At 44.7% G+C, this 20,441-nt stretch carries 20 protein-coding genes; 17 read left to right on the top strand and 3 right to left on the bottom strand.

Annotated features, from left to right (window positions below; all coding sequences use genetic code 11):
* Nucleotides 1-26: 26 nt before the first annotated feature.
* From ACK8P5_RS19095 to ACK8P5_RS19085, 3 genes are all read left to right on the top strand, one after another.
* Complete coding sequence (locus ACK8P5_RS19095; protein ID WP_422657835.1) at nucleotides 27-374, top strand: YlbF family regulator; 348 nt, start codon at nucleotides 27-29, stop codon at nucleotides 372-374.
* Nucleotides 375-508: 134 nt separating this feature from the next.
* The gene (locus tag ACK8P5_RS19090) at nucleotides 509-796 is read left to right on the top strand and encodes a hypothetical protein (protein ID WP_422657834.1); all 288 of its coding nucleotides are present in this window, start codon (nucleotides 509-511) and stop codon (nucleotides 794-796) included.
* 237 nt (nucleotides 797-1,033) lie between these two features.
* A complete protein-coding gene (locus tag ACK8P5_RS19085; RefSeq protein ID WP_422657833.1) occupies nucleotides 1,034-2,368 on the top strand; it encodes a DRTGG domain-containing protein in 1,335 nt (444 codons plus the stop codon).
* Between the two features lie 80 nt (nucleotides 2,369-2,448).
* Here ACK8P5_RS19085 and ACK8P5_RS19080 read toward each other — a convergent pair whose 3' ends face one another.
* From ACK8P5_RS19080 to ACK8P5_RS19070, 3 genes are all read right to left on the bottom strand, one after another.
* Nucleotides 2,449-2,754 carry a YtpI family protein gene (locus ACK8P5_RS19080; protein WP_422657832.1) on the bottom strand — a complete coding sequence of 102 codons (306 nt, stop codon included), beginning with the start codon at nucleotides 2,752-2,754 and terminating at the stop codon, nucleotides 2,449-2,451.
* Nucleotides 2,755-2,835: 81 nt separating this feature from the next.
* Nucleotides 2,836-3,312 carry a hypothetical protein gene (locus ACK8P5_RS19075; RefSeq protein WP_422657831.1) on the bottom strand — a complete coding sequence of 159 codons (477 nt, stop codon included), beginning with the start codon at nucleotides 3,310-3,312 and terminating at the stop codon, nucleotides 2,836-2,838.
* Nucleotides 3,313-3,315: 3 nt separating this feature from the next.
* Nucleotides 3,316-3,642, bottom strand: coding sequence for a YtrH family sporulation protein (locus ACK8P5_RS19070; RefSeq protein WP_422657830.1), 327 nt, complete (start codon nucleotides 3,640-3,642; stop codon nucleotides 3,316-3,318).
* Nucleotides 3,643-3,779: 137 nt separating this feature from the next.
* Between ACK8P5_RS19070 and ACK8P5_RS19065 the strand changes: the two genes are divergently transcribed.
* The 14 genes from ACK8P5_RS19065 to ACK8P5_RS19000 all read left to right on the top strand — a co-directional run bounded on the left by ACK8P5_RS19065 (nucleotide 3,780) and on the right by ACK8P5_RS19000 (nucleotide 20,421).
* Complete coding sequence (locus ACK8P5_RS19065) at nucleotides 3,780-7,490, top strand: DNA polymerase III subunit alpha (protein WP_422657829.1); 3,711 nt, start codon at nucleotides 3,780-3,782, stop codon at nucleotides 7,488-7,490.
* Between the two features lie 156 nt (nucleotides 7,491-7,646).
* On the top strand, nucleotides 7,647-8,141 hold the full coding sequence (locus ACK8P5_RS19060) for a phosphatidylglycerophosphatase A (RefSeq protein ID WP_422657828.1): 495 nt from the start codon (nucleotides 7,647-7,649) through the stop codon (nucleotides 8,139-8,141).
* A 151-nt stretch (nucleotides 8,142-8,292) separates the two neighbouring features.
* Nucleotides 8,293-8,481, top strand: a complete 189-nt coding sequence (locus ACK8P5_RS19055) for a hypothetical protein (protein WP_054957048.1) — start codon at nucleotides 8,293-8,295, stop codon at nucleotides 8,479-8,481.
* A gap of 91 nt (nucleotides 8,482-8,572) precedes the next feature.
* Complete coding sequence (accD, locus tag ACK8P5_RS19050) at nucleotides 8,573-9,466, top strand: acetyl-CoA carboxylase, carboxyltransferase subunit beta (RefSeq protein ID WP_422657827.1); 894 nt, start codon at nucleotides 8,573-8,575, stop codon at nucleotides 9,464-9,466.
* Nucleotides 9,466-10,449, top strand: coding sequence for an acetyl-CoA carboxylase carboxyltransferase subunit alpha (locus tag ACK8P5_RS19045; protein WP_422657826.1), 984 nt, complete (start codon nucleotides 9,466-9,468; stop codon nucleotides 10,447-10,449). The genes accD and ACK8P5_RS19045 overlap by 1 nt, the downstream gene beginning before the upstream one ends.
* Nucleotides 10,450-10,576: 127 nt before the next feature.
* Nucleotides 10,577-12,004 (top strand): pyruvate kinase, encoded by a 1,428-nt coding sequence (gene pyk / locus ACK8P5_RS19040; RefSeq protein WP_422657825.1) that lies wholly within the window; start codon nucleotides 10,577-10,579, stop codon nucleotides 12,002-12,004.
* An 84-nt stretch (nucleotides 12,005-12,088) separates the two neighbouring features.
* Complete coding sequence (locus ACK8P5_RS19035; protein WP_422657824.1) at nucleotides 12,089-12,595, top strand: acyl-CoA thioesterase; 507 nt, start codon at nucleotides 12,089-12,091, stop codon at nucleotides 12,593-12,595.
* A gap of 6 nt (nucleotides 12,596-12,601) precedes the next feature.
* Nucleotides 12,602-12,994, top strand: coding sequence for an FxsA family protein (locus ACK8P5_RS19030; protein WP_422657823.1), 393 nt, complete (start codon nucleotides 12,602-12,604; stop codon nucleotides 12,992-12,994).
* Nucleotides 12,995-13,362: 368 nt separating this feature from the next.
* Nucleotides 13,363-14,475 (top strand): citrate synthase, encoded by a 1,113-nt coding sequence (gene citZ / locus ACK8P5_RS19025; RefSeq protein ID WP_422657822.1) that lies wholly within the window; start codon nucleotides 13,363-13,365, stop codon nucleotides 14,473-14,475.
* A gap of 143 nt (nucleotides 14,476-14,618) precedes the next feature.
* Nucleotides 14,619-15,911, top strand: a complete 1,293-nt coding sequence (gene icd / locus ACK8P5_RS19020; RefSeq protein ID WP_422657821.1) for an NADP-dependent isocitrate dehydrogenase — start codon at nucleotides 14,619-14,621, stop codon at nucleotides 15,909-15,911.
* Between the two features lie 15 nt (nucleotides 15,912-15,926).
* The gene (mdh, locus tag ACK8P5_RS19015; protein ID WP_422657820.1) at nucleotides 15,927-16,868 is read left to right on the top strand and encodes a malate dehydrogenase; all 942 of its coding nucleotides are present in this window, start codon (nucleotides 15,927-15,929) and stop codon (nucleotides 16,866-16,868) included.
* 157 nt (nucleotides 16,869-17,025) lie between these two features.
* Complete coding sequence (locus ACK8P5_RS19010) at nucleotides 17,026-17,451, top strand: hypothetical protein (RefSeq protein WP_422657819.1); 426 nt, start codon at nucleotides 17,026-17,028, stop codon at nucleotides 17,449-17,451.
* A gap of 224 nt (nucleotides 17,452-17,675) precedes the next feature.
* Nucleotides 17,676-18,542: an SDR family oxidoreductase gene (locus ACK8P5_RS19005; protein WP_422657818.1), complete on the top strand. Its 867-nt coding sequence runs from the start codon at nucleotides 17,676-17,678 to the stop codon at nucleotides 18,540-18,542.
* A gap of 313 nt (nucleotides 18,543-18,855) precedes the next feature.
* The gene (locus ACK8P5_RS19000) at nucleotides 18,856-20,421 is read left to right on the top strand and encodes a fumarate hydratase (RefSeq protein WP_422657817.1); all 1,566 of its coding nucleotides are present in this window, start codon (nucleotides 18,856-18,858) and stop codon (nucleotides 20,419-20,421) included.
* Nucleotides 20,422-20,441 lie beyond the last annotated feature (20 nt).

Below are 20,441 nucleotides of genomic sequence, written 5' to 3'. Positions count from 1 at the left end.
TCATCCGCAACGAGGAGGACACAACGATGAATATTTATGACAAAGCGAATGATCTAGCAAAAGCAATGAGAGAAAGCCAAGAAGTTCAGGAAATTACATCTGCAATTAAGCTGATTGAAGCAGATCCGGAAAGTAAGCAAATGCTCGATAATTTCCGTGAGCGCCAAATGGAAGTTCAGCAACGCATGATGTCTGGCGACATGCCTTCACAGGAAGAGATGGAGAAGATGGAAAAGCTGTTTGAAGTTTTAAGTCTTAACTTGAATATTCGCCGTTTGTTTGATGCTGAGCGTCGCTTAAGTATCATTATCGAAGATGTGAACAAGATTATTTCAGACAGTCTTCAGCATCTGTATGGGTCAGCTCAATCATAATAGTGAACAAGCCGGGGTGAAAACCTCGGCTTTTTTTGTCTTCTCTATTTTAATTCTTCTTTCATAAAATGGACCAGCTCTTCATAGAGTAGATATATAGAGTTCACTTGAGAAGTAGAGGAGCTGCATAACGAATGAAGAAAAAGAAAAGTAAATTCAAACATTTTGCTTATCTCTTGGTTGCATTAGGGATGCTAGTATATGCGCTACCTAGCATTTCGTTCGCTGGAGGTTTTTCATGGGCATCATTATTTGGAGCGGTATGGGCTGGTTTTGCCTTATTGGTCATCGGATCACATCTACATATCTTAATAGGTGTGGATGAAGCTAAACAAAAGGCCCTTGATGAAATTAGGAAGGAAAAGATGAATCAATGGCAATTGAAATGGCCAGAGGAGCAGAAGAGCCAAGGCGGCGTATAAACCGCTCGGGTTTGCGGCTATTCGCTCTGTTGCTCGTCAGTTTCCTGACTGAATAAAATGAGATGGAAACTGATTCACAAAGGATCGTCTATCCTCAAACCCTCGCTTCGTAAACTTTTGTATTGTAGACCGTTCGTTAACGAACGGTTTTTTTGCTGTTTCGGCATGTTATTTTTGTAGCGCTTGTCTGGTATAATAGATACAGTATGGTACAGATGGAGTGAGGAGGTGTAACAGTTGGATGTTCGAGATGAGACAATAACGAAGCACGAACAACTGGTACAACATATTGAAGGCTTAAAAGTCGGAACGAAAATATCGGTTCGCAGGCTTGCGAAGGAACTTGCAGTCAGCGAAGGTACGGCTTACCGAGCTGTGAAAGAAGCAGAAGGACTAGGGATTGTTGTAACCAAGGAACGGATTGGAACCGTCCGAATTGAGAGAAAGCCGCGGAATATATCCGAGCAGCTGACCTTTGCTGATGTGGTGGAGATCGTTGAAGGTCATGTGCTGGGGGGAGCGGAAGGTCTTAACAAAAGCCTGCATAAATATGTAATTGGAGCGATGAAGGTAGAGGCTATGGTTCGTTATATCGATGCGGGAAGCTTAATGATTGTTGGTAACCGAGAGGATGCACACTCACTTGCTCTAGAGCAAGGCGCAGGTGTGCTCATCACAGGGGGGTTCGGGACTAGCCGTGAAGTGAAGCAGCAGGCCGATCGACTAGGGCTTCCGATCTTCTCATCACGCCACGATACCTTTACTGTTGCCTCGCTGATAAATCGAGCCATTTTTGACCGGCTGATTAAGAAGAAGATTATGCTTGTAGAAGATATTGCTGGTGAGAAGCCTAGGATCCACGCGCTGAAGAACTCTGTGACCGCTTTGGAGCTGAAAGAGATAGCGAATAAAACGGGGGATCAACGGTTTCCCGTTACGGATGAATGGAATCGTGTTATCGGGATCGTAGGTGTCAGAGACGTTGGTGATCTGGCAGATCATCAGGCTATTGAGCGGGCAATTACTCGTAATCCAGTTACTGCAAATCTGAAAACATCACTCGCTTCAGCGGCTCAGATCATGATGTGGGAGGGAATTGATTTCCTTCCTATTGTAGATCGTAATCGAAAGCTAGTAGCGACTGTTACGCGTAAAGAGGTGCTGGAGGCGCTACGGAATGCACGCAATCAGCCACAACTTGGAGAAACATTCGATCAGTTAATCTGGAACGGAATGGCTGAAGACCGGGATGAGGATGGAAAGTTGTTTTTCCACGGGTTCATAACTCCGCAGATGGCAACAGAACTTGGAACGATCTCACAAGGAGTACTAACGACTGTTATGAGTCAGGCAGCCTTCAAAGCGGCTAAGGACATCTGTGGAGGGGATCATGTACTAGATAACCTATCTACTTATTTCATTCGTCCAGTACAGATTGAGGATCCAATTACGATAACACCACGACTGCTCGAAATGAGTCGAAGAACGTGCAAAATGGAGATTGAAATTAATCATCATTCTAACTTGATCGCGAAATCTGTCATGACACTTCATGCAATCGATCAAGGATGATCAAGGTTTCTTGGGTATAACAAAGAGGGCTATTATCCGCTGCTTCTCACCGGATAATAGCCCTCTTTTACATCGCAAATTTACGAACGAGCCGACTTTTGTCGACTATAGAAGCTTCTGCTTCTAAGGCCAGCAAAAATATTAAATGCCCCCATCACCATGAAGATCGCTTCCACAATGACGGCAGGTGTGGAACCGCTGAACAGCAACATGGCAATGAATGATAGGGTTACAAGCATTACACCCATACTGATATTCATAGACGCAAGAAAGATTCCTCGGTCAAGCGGATCAGGCTTTCGGCGCGCATTGATGCTGTATAAAGCAGCTGCAACGCAGGAAATGACAAATACTGCATATAGAGCGTAATTAATAATACCAAGCATGGAATAATGGCACTCCTTTAGCGTGGACATGGTTCAGCATTTTATCCGTATTGTAACATGAAATCTATTCCAGTGTGCACCTTAGCTATGGATATCCACCCAAATCTGAAGTACCCCTTCCATGACGAGCATCGTTCTGATTGTGACCTTATAATCTTTTTCTCGAACGGTATATACCTTATCATCGAGCAGCGAGCGTGTAAGTTTGCTGTCGGTATCGATGTCGAACACATTACGCCCACGCAGGGCTGAAAGATCTTTTCCCATGAGCTGAATAATCTCTTTCACGATGAGGGAGTCAAGAGGTTTTGCTTTTTGTTCAGATCGGATTTTGATTTCCTTGATGACAGTGGATTGATTACTGTATTTCTTTAAATTGTCGATATCTTCCTCGTACTGGCTAATTTTCAGCTTTTGTTCCATATTGTTCTCCCACATCTTCTCATAGGCCGCATGATACAGCGAATTATACACCACACTTCCGATCACCATACCGAGCACGAAGATCGAGGCGGCTTGATAAAAAGGACGGAATCGACGTAATGGAGGCACTCTCATAGATTAGTTCCGACCGCTGCAAACCCATTTGACGAGTTCGCTGCCCATATGTGCGCCTAGGAACGCAAAGACAAGATATAAAATTTGCTTAAGTGCAGGGGATAGATTGCCAACTACCATATTGCTTTCAATCACACGCATGGGATCGATCGTCCCTCCGACAGCGGCAGCCAGTGCCCATATCTTTATACGGCCTGCAATTTCAACCATGGTTGTAGTAGGGGGCTGCATGGAGAGGACAGCACCCACTCCACCAACCATGGCTCCTCCAAGCACAATGCCGAAAGCTATGAAAAAATCCAATATTGCTTTTGATAAGAAAATACTCATCCTATTTGTCCCCTTTCTTGCCCCGGCGGTGTCATGAACCGCCTGTCCAGATGCTTCCTGATTCATTGTATGGGCTAGTAGAGCTACATTATGATAAAATGTGAATAAGAATTTAAGCGGCGAAAGGAAGGCGAAATATGAGTACTTTCGTGCATTTGCATGTGCATAGCGAATACAGTCTGCTCGACGGGGCGGCACGTATCGAAGATCTCGTGAGGGAAGCGGCAGCGCTCGGAATGAAATCACTGGCGCTGACCGATCACGGGGTGATGTACGGTGCCGTCCCATTTTATAAATCATGCATTCGTCATGGCATTAAACCGATCATTGGATGCGAGGCATATATTACGGCTGGATCACGGAAGGAACGGGGAAGTCGTAAAGATCAACCGATTTATCACTTGATTCTGCTTGCGAAGAATGAAACCGGCTACCGGAATTTGATGAAGCTGTGCTCTATCGGTCATCTGGAAGGATATCATTACAAACCGAGGATTGATATGGATGCGCTGGCTTCCCATCATGAAGGTATTATCTGTCTTAGTGCCTGTCTTGGCGGAGAAGTTCCGCAGCATTTGCTGCATGGCAGGGAGGCGGAAGCTAAAGCCGCCGCACTACGTTACAAAGCGATATTTGGTGATGATTATTATTTAGAGCTTCAAGACCATGGGTTAACGGAGCAGAAGCGGGTTAATCCTCAGCTTATCGCCTTGAGCTCAGAACTTGGGATACCTCTTGTGGCGACGAATGACGTGCATTATTTAACCGCATCAGATGCTGAAGTGCAGGATGTGCTGATCTGTATCGGGACAGGCAAAACGACTGAGGATGAAGACAGACTTCGAATACCGACGAATCAGCTCTATTTGAAAAGCGATGATGAGATGAAGAGACTGTTTCCACATGTTATGGAAGCGGTGGACAATACAGCGGTCATAGCAGATCAGTGCAATCTAGAGTTGGAATTTGGGCGATCCATTCTTCCAGAATATCGTCCATTACCAGAGGGGAAGAATGCAGCTTCTTATTTGCGTGAGCTTTGTAATACGGGTCTCCGAGAGCGTTATGAAGATCATGAACGCTGGCATTCTAGTGATGGCAGAGCAGAGCTTGTGCAGCGTCTCGATTATGAGCTGAATACGATTGAAAGTATGGGTTTCAGCGATTATTTTCTCATTGTCTGGGATTTTATCGCATATGCCCACAGTAAAGGAATTGCAGTTGGACCGGGGAGGGGTTCTTCAGCAGGTAGTCTTGTTGCTTACACGCTTCGAATTACGAATGTGGACCCCATTAAATATAATCTGCTCTTCGAACGATTCTTGAACCCAGAGCGCGTTACGATGCCGGATATTGATATTGACTTTAGTGATGAACGGCGAGATGAAGTCATTGATTACGTCGTTCATAAATATGGGCGAGAGCATGTTGCACAGATTATTACCTTCGGAACGATGGCTGCAAGAGCCGCTGTCAGAGATGTAGGTCGCGCACTAAATGTACCGTATGGAGATGTGGACAAAGCTGCTAAGCTAATTCCAAACCATTTGGGGATAAGTATAGCCAAAGCGCTTCAGGAAAGCCCTGGCCTTAAAGAGCAATATGATACAAAGCCCAAGGTGCGTGAGCTAATAGATATGGCGCTCAAGGTAGAGGGAATGCCTCGCCATGCTTCGACACATGCGGCTGGGGTAGTTATTTCTCGCGATCCATTAACCGATGCAGTACCGCTGCAAGAAGGCAGTGAAAAGACAGCGTTAACGCAGTATTCCATGGAACATTTAGAGAGCATTGGACTGCTTAAGATGGATTTTCTAGGTTTGAGAACCCTCTCCATTATTGAACGTACGATGCGCTGGATCGGAGAGGATGCTCCTGATTTTACGAAAGTTGCTGATGATGATCCTTTGACCTATCAAATGCTTGGACGCGGAGAAACGACAGGCGTATTTCAGATGGAATCCGCAGGTGTGCGCCGTGTATTAAAAGAACTGGCACCTACAGCATTTGAGGATATTGTCTCGGTCTTGGCGCTTTATCGCCCAGGTCCTATGGAGTTTATTCCTAAGTTTATTCAGGCGAAGCATGGGCTCATTCAGCCGGAATATCCACATCCTGACCTGATTCCAATTCTCGGCGACACTTATGGTATTATCGTGTACCAAGAACAGATTATGCAGATTGCTTCGGCTATGGCTGGATTCTCTCTTGGGGAGTCTGATCTGCTCAGACGAGCAGTATCGAAAAAGAAACGTGAAGTGCTCGACAGAGAACGGGGACACTTTGTGACGGGAAGTTTGAAACAGAATTATACGGAAGAGGAAGCAAACCGAGTGTACGACATGATTGTAAGGTTTGCGAATTATGGATTCCCACGTGCACATGCAGCAGCCTATGGGGTATTGGCCTTTCAAACAGCGTACCTAAAAGCTCATTATCCCGTACAATTTATGGCTTCCATGTTGACAGCCGTGATGGGGAACCACCGTAAAGTGGCGGAGTATGTCTTGGAATCCCATCGTATGAATATCGATGTGATGCCTCCAGATGTGAACGAGAGCTTCTCGCTGTTCACGCCGGTACGAGGGTTATCTACAGAAGAAGGTCAAGAGGATACCGAGGGGCAAGAACACAAAGGTGGAATTCGCTTTGGACTGGCCGCAATCAAGAATGTTGGCACACAGGCTGTGGAGAATATCGTTCAGATCCGAAAAGATAAGCCATTTGAGAGTTTGCTCGATTTCTGTAGGCGTGTAGATCTGCGTGTGTGTAATAAAAGAGTTATCGAATCATTAATTCAGGCGGGGGCATTTGATTCACTGCCTGGACATCGTGCGCAGCTAATTGCCATGCTAGATGAAACCGTGGAGGCTGCTGTGAAGTGGCGGAAAGAGCGGGAAGACTTGCAGATTCAGTTGTTTGATTTCGTCGAAACGACAAATTGGGATATCGAATATCCGGATGTTTCCCCCTATTCTGGAAGTCAGCAGCTTGAGCTGGAGCGTGAACTCTTAGGTATGTACCTCTCTGGACATCCGCTGGATGATTATGATTCACTTTTGCAGCAAGCAGGTGCAGACAGACTGATGGATTTAACCGAAGTTCCTGATGATACAATCGTTACAGTAGCGGGAATGGTCGTATCCCTCAAGACAATCACAACCAAGCAAGGTAAGGCCATGGCATTCATGGAGTGGGAAGATCAGGTTGAACGCTGTGAGGTTGTCTTATTTCCTGAAGTATGGAAACGGAGTGCTCATCTTGTTGAGAAAGGGGCTCTCCTAGCTCTTCGGGCCAAGGTTCAGCAGCAGGATGAAGACTTTAAGCTGCTCGCAGAAGAGGTAGCACCGTTAGAAGAGGAGAAGTTGACACAACTGATCCGCCGGAGCAAGTCTCGGAGTGTTCCAACAGCTAAGGGTAGCGCAAGCTCTATGAAGAGAACGGGATTCAACCGAAAGGCAACAACTCCAAGAGAGAATGGATCCGAGGCTGCACCTACCGAGGACGTTAACTTAGCTAATCAGACGACAACTAGTGTGGATGGTATGCAAGAGTCCTCTGAGAACTCCAGCCCTAACTATTCAGCTTCACGTTCGGTCCTAGGCAAGTCAAAGAAGCATGAACAACGCGTATTTGTGAAGATCACGCCCGAAGCAGAAGATCCACAGCTGCTGGCACGGTTGAAAGAGCTGCTTCAGGAACACCCGGGTCCCGTTGCGACCGTGCTTTTTTATGAAAAAAGCCAGAAGGTACTTGGATTAAGTGATGCTTATCGAATTAAACCGTCCCCTGCATTATTTGCTAGTATGGAGGAAATGCTGGGAAAAGAAACAGTTAAAGTAAAATAGTGGTTACTCTAATTTAATAAAATTCATGAACGTTTCACCTTCCTCCCGCATAAACATAGGACACTACAGGACAACAAGGTCCGGAATATCATCCAAGAGGCCTTTATCCTTTTCAAAGTGCTGCAGAACGTTCCGGTAAAAGCGGGAGGGATTATTATGTCAATGGCATTGGCTGAGGCTATGTTGAGCAGAAGAGGAGTCAGCGTTACTGCAATCGCGGATATTGTATATCGTCTGCAGAGAAAGTATCATCCGGCATTAACGATGCAGCAGTGTGAAGAAAGTGTAAGAGCTGTGCTTGGCAAACGAGAAGTGCAGTATACTTTGTTTACGGGAATCGCACTCGATGAGCTAGCTGAACAAAAGTTGCTTCCACAGCCACTCCAATCCATTATGGAGCAGGATGAGCCGCTTTATGGTGTGGACGAAACAATGGCACTCGGTGTCACGAGTATTTATGGTATGATCGGTTTAACGAGCTTCGGCTATTTGGATAAAGAAAAGATTGGGGTTATTGAAACTTTGAACGAAAAGAAGGATGGCATACATGTTTTTCTAGATGATCTTGTTGCTGGAATTGCCGCTGCCGCTTCTTCCCGTATTGCCCATAATAACCCTGATGCTACTCGTTATACGATTGATAAAGATTAAAATTCGCTGTTGCATCTCCTAGAAAATAAGGGAAAATGCGCTTTCAACCCCCTTCCTCTTTTGTTGAGGTAAAAAGTGAAGTATGTTATCATTATCCATTATATCGGCTCAGGATATGCCTATGGCACGAGATTAGGGGGATCTGAAAGGCATGTGGACGGTAATCTATATTGCGCCAACCGCAAAGGTTGCGGAAATGATCAAAGCCAAACTTACGATAGAAGGTTTTTTGGTTCAGAGCCGTCCTGTAAATCTTTCCAAACAACAATTTGAGATTTTGGTTCCCTCCGGAGAGCTTGAGGAAGTACAGGAAGTGTTAAATTCGATTTTGCACCCCTAGCTTAAAGGGATACATAGCGAAGCTTGTTTAAAGGATTTATAGATTTGCTAAGTTTACGGCCATTCAAATTTGCGGCTGGAGAGGTGTAGTTGTGTTTAAAGATCTATTTCAGAAAAAAAGAAAATATGCGACAATTCCTTCGGAACGTCTTGGACGGGAAGGACAGCCTGAAGAGGGCGAACGTCCGAAACGGGAAATACCGGAAGGTCTGATGAACAAGTGCAGCAAATGCGGCACTATTCAATATAGTAAGGAACTTGAGAAGAATTTGAAGGTATGCCCCGAATGCGGCCACCACATGCGCTTGAATGCATGGGAGCGTATTGGCGTTACGCTGGATGAGACAGGAATTGAAGAGTTTGATGCCGATATGATCTCTGTTGACCCTCTTCAATTTCCAGGCTATGCAGCGAAGCTTGAGCAGCAACAGATGAAATCTGGGTTGCGGGATGGGGTCATAACGGGCAAAGGTTCGATTTTTGGACAGCCCGTTGTTGTCGCTGTGATGAGTTTTGACTTCTTCACGGGAAGTATGGGATCGGTTGTCGGGGAAAAAATAACACGTGCGATTGAACATGCGACAGAGCATGGTCTACCACTTATTATTTTTTCAACTTCAGGTGGAGCGCGGATGCAGGAAAGTATCCTGAGTTTGATGCAGATGGCTAAGACAAGTGCGGCTTTGTCACGTTTCAACGAACGCGGTGGACTGTATATATCCGTGATTACCGATCCGACGACAGGTGGTGTTTCAGCAAGCTTCGCTACACTGGGTGATATTAATATTGCCGAACCAGGAGCGGTATTTGGCTTTGCTGGCCGCATCGTCATTGAGCAGACCATCCGTCAGAAGCTTCCAGATGACTTCCAGACGGCTGAGTTCAATTTGGCACACGGACAGCTTGATATGGTCGTGCATCGTAAGGATCTGCGTAACATGCTTGGAAAATTGATCGAAATGCATACTTCGAAAGGAGGATTTTGATGTCAGGCGAACTTCCTTTTGAAATGCCCCTTGCAGAGATGCGTAAGAAGATTGAGGAATTGAAACAATTCGGTCAGGAAAAAGGTATAGATTTCACGGATGAAATTGCTCGTTTAGAAGAACGCTATAGTCGTCTAGAAGAAGAGATCTATTCCTCCATTTCACCTTCACAAAAAATGCATCTAGCCCGTCATCAGCAACGGCCTACTTCACTTGATCTAATTCAGCTTGTATTTACGGATTTCATCGAGCTGCACGGAGATCGGCTATATGGTGACGATCTGGCGATTGTTGGCGGGTTGGCCAAGCTAAATGGTGTTCCGGTTACGGTTCTTGGCCAGCAACGGGGAAAAGATACGAAGGATAATATTGCCCGTTTCTTCGGAAGCGCGCACCCGGAAGGCTTTCGGAAGGCTTTGCGGCTAATGCAGCAAGCTGAGAAATTTAAGCGTCCAGTTATTACATTTATTGATACTAAAGGCGCTTATCCTGGTAATACTGCTGAAGAGAGAGGTCAGTCCGAGGCAATTGCCCGTAACTTGCGGGAAATGTCTGCACTTGGAGTGCCTGTTGTTTGTGTGGTCATCGGCGAAGGCGGTAGCGGCGGTGCCCTTGCGCTGGCTGTAGGTAACCGTGTGTTGATGCTTGAGCATGCCATTTATGCGGCTATATCGCCGAATGGTGCAGCATCCATCCTCTGGAAAGATGCATCGAAAGCAGATCAAGCTGCAGAGGCAATGAAAATCACAGCGCAAGATTTGCTTGAGATGGAAGTGATCGAAGAGATCATTCCAGAACCTAAAGGTGGAGCACACCGTGGTTATGAAGAAACAGCTTCTGCTATTCAAGACGCTCTTGTTCGTCATCTGAAAGAACTTTCGGTGATGGATGTTTGTGAGCTGAAAGAAGACCGATATCAGAAGTTCCGTAAGATCGGTAGTTTCGATTTTGCACCGTCAGAACCACCTGATTCAATCGTTTGAGAGGATCATTGAACGTATAAGAAAATGAATGATATGACAATATTCCTATACAAACGAGAAATTTTGTAGTAGATTTAGTTGTTGGATAAGAGATATAGAGAACACTTGGAAAATGGAGGAAACCCAAATGCGTAAAACTAAAATTGTTTGTACTATCGGTCCTTCCAGTGAATCGTTGGAAAACACCAAGAAGCTCATTATGGCCGGCATGAACGTAGCTCGTCTGAACTTCTCCCACGGCGATTTTGAAGAGCATGGCAACCGAATCAAAACGATTCGTCAAGCTTCTCAGGAATTGAACAAAACGGTGGCTATTCTTTTGGACACAAAAGGGCCAGAAATCCGTACCGGCAAATTGGAAGTAGAACCAATTGAGCTTGTACAGGATGAATTCATCACGCTGACAACGGAAGAAATCCTTGGTGATAAGAATCGTATTTCTATCACTTACAAAGAGCTGCCGGAAGATGTTCAAGCGGGATCAACGATTCTGATCGATGATGGTTTGATCGGTCTTACTGTCGTAGAAGTTCAGGGCACGGAGATTAAATGCCGTATCGTCAATGGCGGAACAATTAAGAGCAAAAAAGGCGTAAACGTACCGGGTGTGAACATTTCTCTCCCAGGTATTACTGAAAAAGACGCGAACGATATCATTTTCGGGATCGAACAAGGCATCGATTTTATCGCAGCTTCCTTCGTTCGTAAAGCAAGTGACGTACTAGAAATTCGCGAACTGTTGAAAAAACACAACGCTGAACATGTACAAATTATCTCGAAAATCGAGAATCAACAAGGTGTGGACAACCTCGATGAAATCCTTGAAGCTTCTGATGGTTTGATGGTAGCTCGTGGTGACTTGGGTGTTGAAATTCCAGCTGAAGAAGTACCTCTTGCGCAAAAACGCATGATCGAAAAATGTAACATTGCAGGTAAGCCGGTTATCACAGCTACACAAATGCTTGATTCCATGCAGCGTAACCCTCGCCCGACTCGTGCGGAAGCAAGTGACGTTGCCAATGCGATCTTTGATGGTACAGATGCAATCATGTTGTCAGGTGAAACAGCTGCTGGTAAATATCCAGTAGAATCCGTTCTGACCATGTCCCGTATTGCAGAAAAAGCGGAATCCGCTTTGAACTACCGTGAACTATTCTTGAAGCAACGTATTGCTCAAGAAACTAGCATCACAGAAGCGATCAGCCAATCTGTTGCAATCTCTGCACTGGATTTGAACGCAAAAGCGATTATTTCTTCCACAGAATCCGGACAAACTGCTCGTATGGTTTCCAAGTACCGTCCTAAGGCTCCTATCGTCGCTGTAACGACTCAAGATAGAACACTTAGACGTTTGGCATTGACTTGGGGAGTTACGCCGGTTAAAGGCGAACTAGCAACCTCTACGGATGAGATGTTTGAATATGCCCTTCAAGGTGGTCAAAAATCCGGAATCGTTAAAGAAGGGGACCTGGTTGTTATCACAGCTGGAGTACCGCTTGGAAAATCCGGTTCTACAAACTTGGTTAAAGTTAGCCAAATCCCTGCTCAGAACTAGTTGACTGATCTGGGTAACAATAGATGAGATAAAAGCAATGGCCGAGTAATCGTCCATTGCTTTTTCTATAGATGGGGTGAATAGATGTCTAGAATGATGAAACAACAATGGAGTCGATGGTTTACAACTTCTTTCCGTGTGCGCTACCAAGAAAGCGATCAGATGGGCGTGGTGTACCATGCGAATTATTTGAATTGGTTTGAAATTGGGAGAACTGAAATGATTCGTGCGCTTGGATTTACCTATCGTGGGATGGAGGAAGAGGGGGTCTTACTTCCTGTTGTGGATCTAGATATTCATTATAAAAGTCCAGCGCGTTACGATGATCACGTAACGGTGTTTACCCGAATGACTCAATTTTCTCCACTACGCATTCATTATGAATACGAAGTGCGGCGATTGAAGGAGGAAGAACACGACTTATTGAGCACTATAGGAATAGGACTGGATCGTTTGCCAGGTCACGAGCTGGTTACAGGTTCAACTAAGCATGTATGGGTAAATAAGGACTGGAAACCAGCTAGACTGGATAAATGTGCTCCCAAGTTGTATGATGCTCTAAGGAGTTCTCTTTTGGGAGGAAAGGAGTAAGATAATATGTGGAAGTGGATGCTGGCGGCCTTTATTTTTCTGCCTGCCATTGAAATATTCGGATTTTCTATCGTAGCGGAGCGGGTCGGTGGCATGTACACATTTCTTCTGACACTGCTTACCTCCGCTATCGGTGTGGCGATGATGCGATTTGAAGGCCGCAAAGCGATGGAGGATGCCAAGCTGAAGATGAATACGGGGATGGTTCCTGGATCATCTATGGCAGAAGGACTCTGTATTTTCTTAGGTGGGATTCTGCTCATCGTACCTGGTTTTGTAACGGATATAGTAGGATTCACAATGATCTTTCCACTAACTCGTCCGCTATATCGATACCTGTTACTACTATGGATGAAAAAAAATATGAAGAACGGAAAGATTAGAATCTTTCGTCGTTAATTCATTTTACTCCCTATTTTATGAAGGCTAACCCGACTTTTAAATTAGATGGGTTGGTCTTTTTTTATGAGTGCTATGAATGAAATTACAGGAAAAAATTTCATTATTCGACAATGACAATTATCATGGTTATAATGGAATTGTAAGTACTTTCAAAAAATAGTTTATGAAGTCGATAAAACATTTTAATGATAGAATGCTCTGTCATTGTTCACATATCAGACAATATCCAGTATGATATGAGGAGGTTTTACGACTAAATCATGGCTATTGGCCTCTTCCAAGGTTATTCTTTATTATCCGGCTTCATGAAAATGTTTTCATGATGCTGAACTCAGTTTATCCCGATTATAAAGGAGAGATGATGCATGACAGCTACCAAGGGTTTGGAAGGCATTGTAGCCACTACTTCCTCGATCAGCTCGATCGTTGATGGTGTTCTTACATATCGAGGCTATGATATTGATGACCTCGCAGAACATGCTATTTTTGAAGAAGTGGCTTATTTGCTTTGGTTCGGAAAACTTCCGAACGAACAGGAATTACAATCGTTGCAGCAAGATTTGAGCAACTTCGCAGCTATTCCGGATAAACTGATAGAACAAATCAAGCTGTATCCACAAGATGCGAATACGATGGCTGCTCTTCGGTCTGCTGTATCTGCCCTCGCACTGTATGACGAGTCCGCGGATGACATGAGTCGTGAAGCCAATGAGAAGAAAGCGATTAAGCTACAAGCTCAATTGCCTACCATCATTGCAGCTATTTCTCGTGTTCGTCAAGGCAAGGAGCCAATCGCTCCGAAGGCTGGCGTATCTATCGCCGAGAACTTCCTCTATATGCTGAGAGGCGAGCAACCGGATGAAACCTCGATTAAAGCTCTGGACCAGGCCCTGGTACTTCACGCAGATCATGAGCTCAATGCATCTACGTTTGCATCCCGTGTAACCGTGGCTACATTGTCCGATATTTACTCGGGGGTGACATCTGCTATTGGCGCTCTCAAAGGCCCACTTCACGGTGGCGCAAACGAAGCGGTTATGAAGATGTTGAACGAGGTGGGTACTCTTGATAAGGCGGAGTCCTATATTCAAGAGAAGCTGGACAATCGTGAGAAAATCATGGGGTTTGGACATCGGGTGTATAAGAACGGCGATCCACGTGCGAAGCATCTACAAAAAATGTCTCGTGAACTCGGACAAATGAAAGGCGACACAACCCTCTACGACATATCTGTCCTTATTGAAGAGACTGTGACAGGTCAGAAGGGTCTGAAGCCTAACGTAGACTTCTACTCAGCATCTGTTTATACACAACTTGGCATTGAGCATGAGTTGTTTACCCCTATTTTTGCAATTAGCCGTGTGTCCGGATGGACAGCACATATTCTTGAACAGTATGATGGCAATCGGATTATTCGTCCGCGTGCAGAGTACACTGGCTTGACGGATCAGCAATATGTACCTATCGATCTTCGCTAATTGACCGATGATCATGTACAATAGGGCAGAGAAGACGCTTGAGCGGTAAATGCCGTGCCGGCGGATTTCGATATGCCCTTTCCCCGTGTTTTTATTTGGGAGATTTAGAGAAATCTATTAAATTTAAGGAGGAACTCATACTTATGAAACTTGAAAAATTTGCACTACCTACTGAAGGCGAAAAAATTACGATTGACAATGGTAAACTGCAGGTGCCTAGCAACCCAATCATTCCTTTTATCGAGGGTGACGGAACAGGTCGCGACATCTGGAGTGCATCCAAGCGTGTTCTTGATGCAGCTGTAGAGAAAGCTTACAACGGTTCCAAGAGTATTGCTTGGTACGAAGTGTTTGCAGGTGAGAAGGCTTTTAATACATACGGAGAATGGCTTCCAAATGATACGCTTGAAGCTATTCGCGAGTATATCGTAGCAATCAAAGGTCCTCTTACAACGCCTATCGGCGGTGGTATCCGTTCCCTGAACGTGGCTCTTCGCCAAGAACTCGATCTTTACACTTGCTTGCGTCCTGTACGCTACTTTGACGGTGTGCCTTCTCCGGTTAAACGTCCTGAGTTGGTAGATATGATTATTTTCCGTGAGAATACAGAAGACATCTATGCGGGAATCGAGTACAAAGAAGGTTCCGAAGAAGTTAAGAAAATGATCAAGTTCCTACAAGATGAAATGGGAGCTAACAAAATTCGCTTCCCTGAAACTTCTGGTATTGGTATTAAACCAGTATCTTCAGAAGGTTCGAAACGTCTTGTACGTGCTGCTGTTGAATATGCAATCAAGCACGGTCGTAAGAGTGTAACGCTTGTTCATAAAGGTAACATTATGAAGTTTACAGAAGGTGCTTTCAAGAACTGGGGATACGAAGTTGCTGAGCAAGAGTTCGGCGATAAAGTGTTCACTTGGGCACAATACGATATCATCAAGGAGAAAGACGGCGTAGATGCTGCGAATGCAGCTCAAAAAGCAGCTGAAGATGCAGGTAAAATCATCGTTAAAGATGCAATTGCTGACATCGCTCTACAGCAAGTCTTGACTCGTCCTACTGATTTTGATGTAATCGCAACTCTGAACTTGAACGGTGACTACCTGTCTGATGCTCTTGCAGCTCAAGTTGGCGGTATTGGTATCGCACCAGGCGCGAACATCAACTATGTAACAGGCCATGCTATCTTTGAAGCAACTCACGGAACAGCTCCGAAGTATGCTGATAAAGATGTAGTAAACCCTGGTTCCGTTATTTTGTCCGGCGTAATGCTTCTTGAGCACTTGGGCTGGCAGGAAGCAGCTGACCTGATCTACAAAGGTATGGCAACTTCTATTAACAATAAGACCGTTACGTATGACTTTGCACGTTTGATGGAAGGTGCAACTGAAGTTAAATGCTCCGAGTTCGCGAACGAAATTATCAAGAACATGTAAGGAGGACAATGCATCGTGGCTATTATTCGTAAAAAAATTACGGTAGTGGGTGCCGGCTTTACGGGAGCGACTACAGCACTTATGCTTGGGCAAAAAGAACTGGGTGATGTTGTACTACTCGATATTCCTCAACTCGACAACCCAACCAAAGGTAAGGCTCTTGATATGATGGAAGCTAGTCCAGTTCAAGGGTTTGATAGCAACATCGTAGGTACATCCAACTATGAGGATGCCGCTGATTCCGATGTGGTCATCATTACAGCTGGTGTTGCACGCAAGCCTGGTATGAGCCGCGATGATCTTGTTAATACCAATGCAGGAATTGTGAAGTCTGTATGTGAGAACATAAAGAAGTACGCACCGAACTCGGTTGTTATCGTGCTGAGTAACCCAGTGGATGCGATGACTTATGTAGCTTACAATACCTTAGGTTTTCCTAAGAACCGTGTAATCGGCCAATCCGGTGTACTGGATACTGCACGTTACTGTACATTTATTGCGCAAGAACTGAATGTATCCGTTGAAGATGTACGTGGATTTGTTCTTGGTGGTCACGGGGATGACATGGTTCCACTCGTTCGTTATTCTAGTGTGGGTGGTATTCCAATCGAGACACTGATTCCTGCGGATCGGATTCAGGAGATTGTACAACGCGCCCGCGTCGGTGGAGGCGAAATTGTGAATCTGCTTGGGAACGGCAGTGCTTACTATGCACCTGCTGCTTCCCTTGTCCAGATGACGGAAGCAATCTTGAAGGATAAGAAGCGTATCCTCCCAGTCATCGCACTTCTTGAAGGCGAGTACGGCTATAACAATCTGTTCATGGGCGTGCCTGTAATTCTGGGTGGAGACGGAATTGAGAAAGTATTCGAGCTGGATTTATCCCCAGCTGAGAAGACTGCACTCGATAAATCAGCTGAATCGGTACGCAGCGTAACTTCTGTAGTGAAATTGTAATATCCCACCATATATTATGACGAATGAATGACAAAGCAATCCCGTTCCACAATTGAGGGGCGGGATTGCTTTTCTTTATATCATTTGTTCAGTATAATATGGAATGTGTAAAGGATATAACAAATATCACACTAATTCGAATTGGAGGAATAAGGATATGTATGGTGTTTTTATGCTGCTACATATGATTGGTACGGCTGCTCTTGGTTTTTATTTAATTCTGCCGTTCATCGTAAGTGGTCTTCAAAAATTATCTTTAGGCGCTAAAGAAGGTGGAATCAACACCGTTCGTGTGGCTAATCGATTTGCTCAATATGGCTTGGTTATTCAGCTCATCACGGGTGGTTATATGATGTCGAAGGGTGAGTATTCAGTAGCTTGGATGATTATCATTACTCTAATTCTTCTTGCCATGTTTGCTCTTGGAGGCATTATGGGTAAGCCACTGAAGAATGCACTTGCTGGCATTCGTGAAAAACGTGAAGTAGGTGCTGATATTGCTAAGCTTCGTACATTCAGTATCGTGCTTGCTATTCTCTTGCTTGTTATGATTTATTTCATGGTTTACCCGTTGTATAAATAAGTTTTCCAGTAAAGACCGCTCTATTAATGGAGCGGTCTTTTTGTTGTTGTATTCTCTATTACGAACTCTTCTCCTAGAGAAGAGACGTTTAATTTTTATGTAATGTGGTAATTAACATATCGTAAGCTGTTGTGATTAATATGCCTGTGCCTAAAGTATCGTAATAGGGAATAATAGCTATGATTGTATAAACACTTTTACTGACTTGAAGGGAGAAATGTAATATGCCACAAGAAGGACAAAAACAAACGCTACCTCCACAACATCAAAATCATCGTCCTGGATCCGAAACAGAAATGAATCCACTTCCGAAGTATGAGTCCAGTCAGTACAAAGCTGCTGGTAAACTTGATGGTAAGGTTGCCTTGATCACAGGTGGTGATAGTGGTATTGGTAGAGCTGTTGCCGTCACTTATGCTAAGGAGGGTGCAGATGTTTCTATCGTTTATCTAAGTGAACATAAAGATGCGGAAGAGACTAAGCGCCAAGTGGAGCAGGAGGGACGGAAGTGTATCCTCATAGCAGGAGATATCGGAGATGATACCTTTTGCTCGGAAGCTGTGAAACAGACGATTGAACAATTGGGGAAGCTGGATATTCTCGTGAATAATGCGGCTGAGCAGCATCCACAGAAGAAGATAGAGGATATTTCTAAAGATCAATTAGAACGAACATTCCGTACAAATATTCTAGGTATGTTCTATATGACACAAGCAGCAATGCCGCATTTGGGACAAGGTAGTGCGATTATCAATACAGCCTCAATTACTGCTTATCGCGGTAGTCCTAATCTGATTGATTATTCGGCTACTAAAGGAGCCATTGTATCCTTTACTCGCTCCCTATCCTTGAATATTGTTGATAAAGGGATACGGGTTAATGGAGTAGCACCTGGACCTATATGGACTCCGCTTATTCCATCTACATTTACAGAAGATGAAGTGAGTAAATTTGGTGCAAGTCAGCCGATGAAGCGCCCGGGACAACCTGAAGAGCTGGCACCGGCATATGTGTACTTGGCTTCTTCGGATTCATCTTACGTTAGTGGACAGATCATTCATATAAATGGTGGAGAAGTTATTAACGGGTAGTGCATGGATTATTCTATAATAGTGATGTAACTAACCATAGAGCAAGAATGTAAGGCGTATAAGACCCTATCTTATCTATAAATCTGATAAGATAGGGTCTTATTTTTGCTATAACTAAAAGGTTCCGCATTAGATGGGTGATTGAGAGTATTGTTTGCACATAGGACGGACAAGTATTTTGATAGATTAGTAAATTTAAAGTAAACCCTTTCACGCACTTTTTGGTATGATAGACCATAGGACAAATTATAAATATTTCAACATGGAGTTACATAACTGACTGTTCAGAAAAGAAAGGGGTAAGTAAACAAATATGAAGCATTTTGAAGAGAGCGTATACCGACTCATAGTAGAAACCTCGACGAACCTTCCGGGAGATGTGCGCAGGGCGGTTAAACGTGGACGTGATGCAGAGGATGCTGCTACCCGTGCCGGATTGGCACTCGCAACGATCGCGCAAAATATTGAAATGGCGGAGACTCAAGTTTCGCCGATCTGTCAGGATACAGGTATGCCGACTTTTGTTGTACATACTCCTGTAGGTGCGAACCAAATTCAAATGAAGAAGGATATTTACCAAGCGGTAATTCGAGCTACTAAAGACGGAAAGCTGCGCCCGAATTCTGTAGATTCGCTAACGGGTAAGAATAGCGGAGACAATCTAGGACCAGGCACACCAGTCATTCATTTTGAACAGTGGGAACAGGATACCATAGATGTTCGTCTGATATTAAAGGGCGGTGGATGTGAGAATAAGAATATCCAGTACAGTCTGCCTACAGAACTTGAGGGGCTGGGTAAAGCTGGCCGAGATCTGGATGGTATTCGTAAATGCATTATGCACTCTGTGTATCAGGCACAGGGGCAAGGTTGCAGTGCTGGGTTTATCGGGGTTGGCATTGGGGGAGATCGTACAACTGGCTATGAGCTCGCAAAACAGCAGTTGTTCCGACATATAGAAGATGTGAATCCAAATCCAGATCTGCAGAAACTTGAAGAGTACGTGTTGGATAATGCGAATAAGCTGGGTATTGGAACGATGGGGTTTGGTGGAGAGGTTACACTTCTCGGCTGCAAAGTCGGTGCAATGAATCGTCTGCCAGCTAGTTTCTTTGTTTCAGTTGCTTATAACTGCTGGGCGTTCCGCCGTCAGGGTGTTCTAATTGAAGCGGAGAACGGAGAAATTCAGGGATGGCTGTATGAAACGGGGAACGGAATTCGAATGACGGATACGGAGACCGATGCGGTTACTGCTGCTACATCTGAGACAACTGTTATGGTTGAATCAGAGCGTGATGGTAAGGAGATTGTTCTTCAAACACCGATTAGTGAGGAACAGATTCGCAGCCTTCGTGTAGGAGATGTGGTTGTCATTCGAGGTGAGATGCACACAGGTAGAGATGCGTTACACAAACATTTAATGGATCACGATGCACCTCTGGATCTGAATGGCGCCGTCATTTATCATTGTGGTCCTGTGATGCTACAGGATGAAGATGGATGGCATGTAAAGGCAGCAGGGCCCACGACAAGTATTCGCGAGGAGCCATATCAAGGTGATATTTTGAAAAAATTCGGCATTCGCGCAGTCATTGGTAAAGGGGGAATGGGGCCTAAGACGCTCCAAGCTCTTCAAGAGCATGGTGGTGTGTACTTGAATGCCATTGGTGGTGCCGCACAGTATTATGCTGAGTGTATTAAAAATGTGAATGGCGTTGACTTTATGGAATTCGGAATCCCTGAGGCGATGTGGCATTTGGAAGTAGACGGATTTGCCGCGATTGTTACGATGGATTCACACGGCAACAGTCTGCATGCGGATGTGAGTAAAGATTCAGCAGCGAAACTTGAAATGTTCAAGGAGCCTGTATTTATATAACATAATCATAACGTGGGATT

It is taken from the genome of Paenibacillus sp. EC2-1 (assembly GCF_049311625.1).
Taxonomy (GTDB): domain Bacteria; phylum Bacillota; class Bacilli; order Paenibacillales; family Paenibacillaceae; genus Paenibacillus_AQ.
This window is presented reverse-complemented; position numbering and strand designations above follow the sequence as displayed.

Coding starts and splice junctions, on each gene's coding strand:
- ACK8P5_RS19095 (WP_422657835.1), top strand. CDS start 27: ATGAATATTTATGACAAAGCGAATGATCTAGCAAAAGCAATGAGAGAA.
- ACK8P5_RS19090 (WP_422657834.1), top strand. CDS start 509: ATGAAGAAAAAGAAAAGTAAATTCAAACATTTTGCTTATCTCTTGGTT.
- ACK8P5_RS19080 (WP_422657832.1), bottom strand. CDS start 2,754: ATGCTTGGTATTATTAATTACGCTCTATATGCAGTATTTGTCATTTCC.
- ACK8P5_RS19075 (WP_422657831.1), bottom strand. CDS start 3,312: ATGAGAGTGCCTCCATTACGTCGATTCCGTCCTTTTTATCAAGCCGCC.
- ACK8P5_RS19070 (WP_422657830.1), bottom strand. CDS start 3,642: ATGAGTATTTTCTTATCAAAAGCAATATTGGATTTTTTCATAGCTTTC.
- ACK8P5_RS19065 (WP_422657829.1), top strand. CDS start 3,780: ATGAGTACTTTCGTGCATTTGCATGTGCATAGCGAATACAGTCTGCTC.
- ACK8P5_RS19060 (WP_422657828.1), top strand. CDS start 7,647: ATGTCAATGGCATTGGCTGAGGCTATGTTGAGCAGAAGAGGAGTCAGC.
- ACK8P5_RS19055 (WP_054957048.1), top strand. CDS start 8,293: ATGTGGACGGTAATCTATATTGCGCCAACCGCAAAGGTTGCGGAAATG.
- ACK8P5_RS19045 (WP_422657826.1), top strand. CDS start 9,466: ATGTCAGGCGAACTTCCTTTTGAAATGCCCCTTGCAGAGATGCGTAAG.
- pyk (WP_422657825.1), top strand. CDS start 10,577: ATGCGTAAAACTAAAATTGTTTGTACTATCGGTCCTTCCAGTGAATCG.
- ACK8P5_RS19035 (WP_422657824.1), top strand. CDS start 12,089: ATGTCTAGAATGATGAAACAACAATGGAGTCGATGGTTTACAACTTCT.
- ACK8P5_RS19030 (WP_422657823.1), top strand. CDS start 12,602: ATGTGGAAGTGGATGCTGGCGGCCTTTATTTTTCTGCCTGCCATTGAA.
- citZ (WP_422657822.1), top strand. CDS start 13,363: ATGACAGCTACCAAGGGTTTGGAAGGCATTGTAGCCACTACTTCCTCG.
- icd (WP_422657821.1), top strand. CDS start 14,619: ATGAAACTTGAAAAATTTGCACTACCTACTGAAGGCGAAAAAATTACG.
- ACK8P5_RS19010 (WP_422657819.1), top strand. CDS start 17,026: ATGTATGGTGTTTTTATGCTGCTACATATGATTGGTACGGCTGCTCTT.
- ACK8P5_RS19005 (WP_422657818.1), top strand. CDS start 17,676: ATGCCACAAGAAGGACAAAAACAAACGCTACCTCCACAACATCAAAAT.
- ACK8P5_RS19000 (WP_422657817.1), top strand. CDS start 18,856: ATGAAGCATTTTGAAGAGAGCGTATACCGACTCATAGTAGAAACCTCG.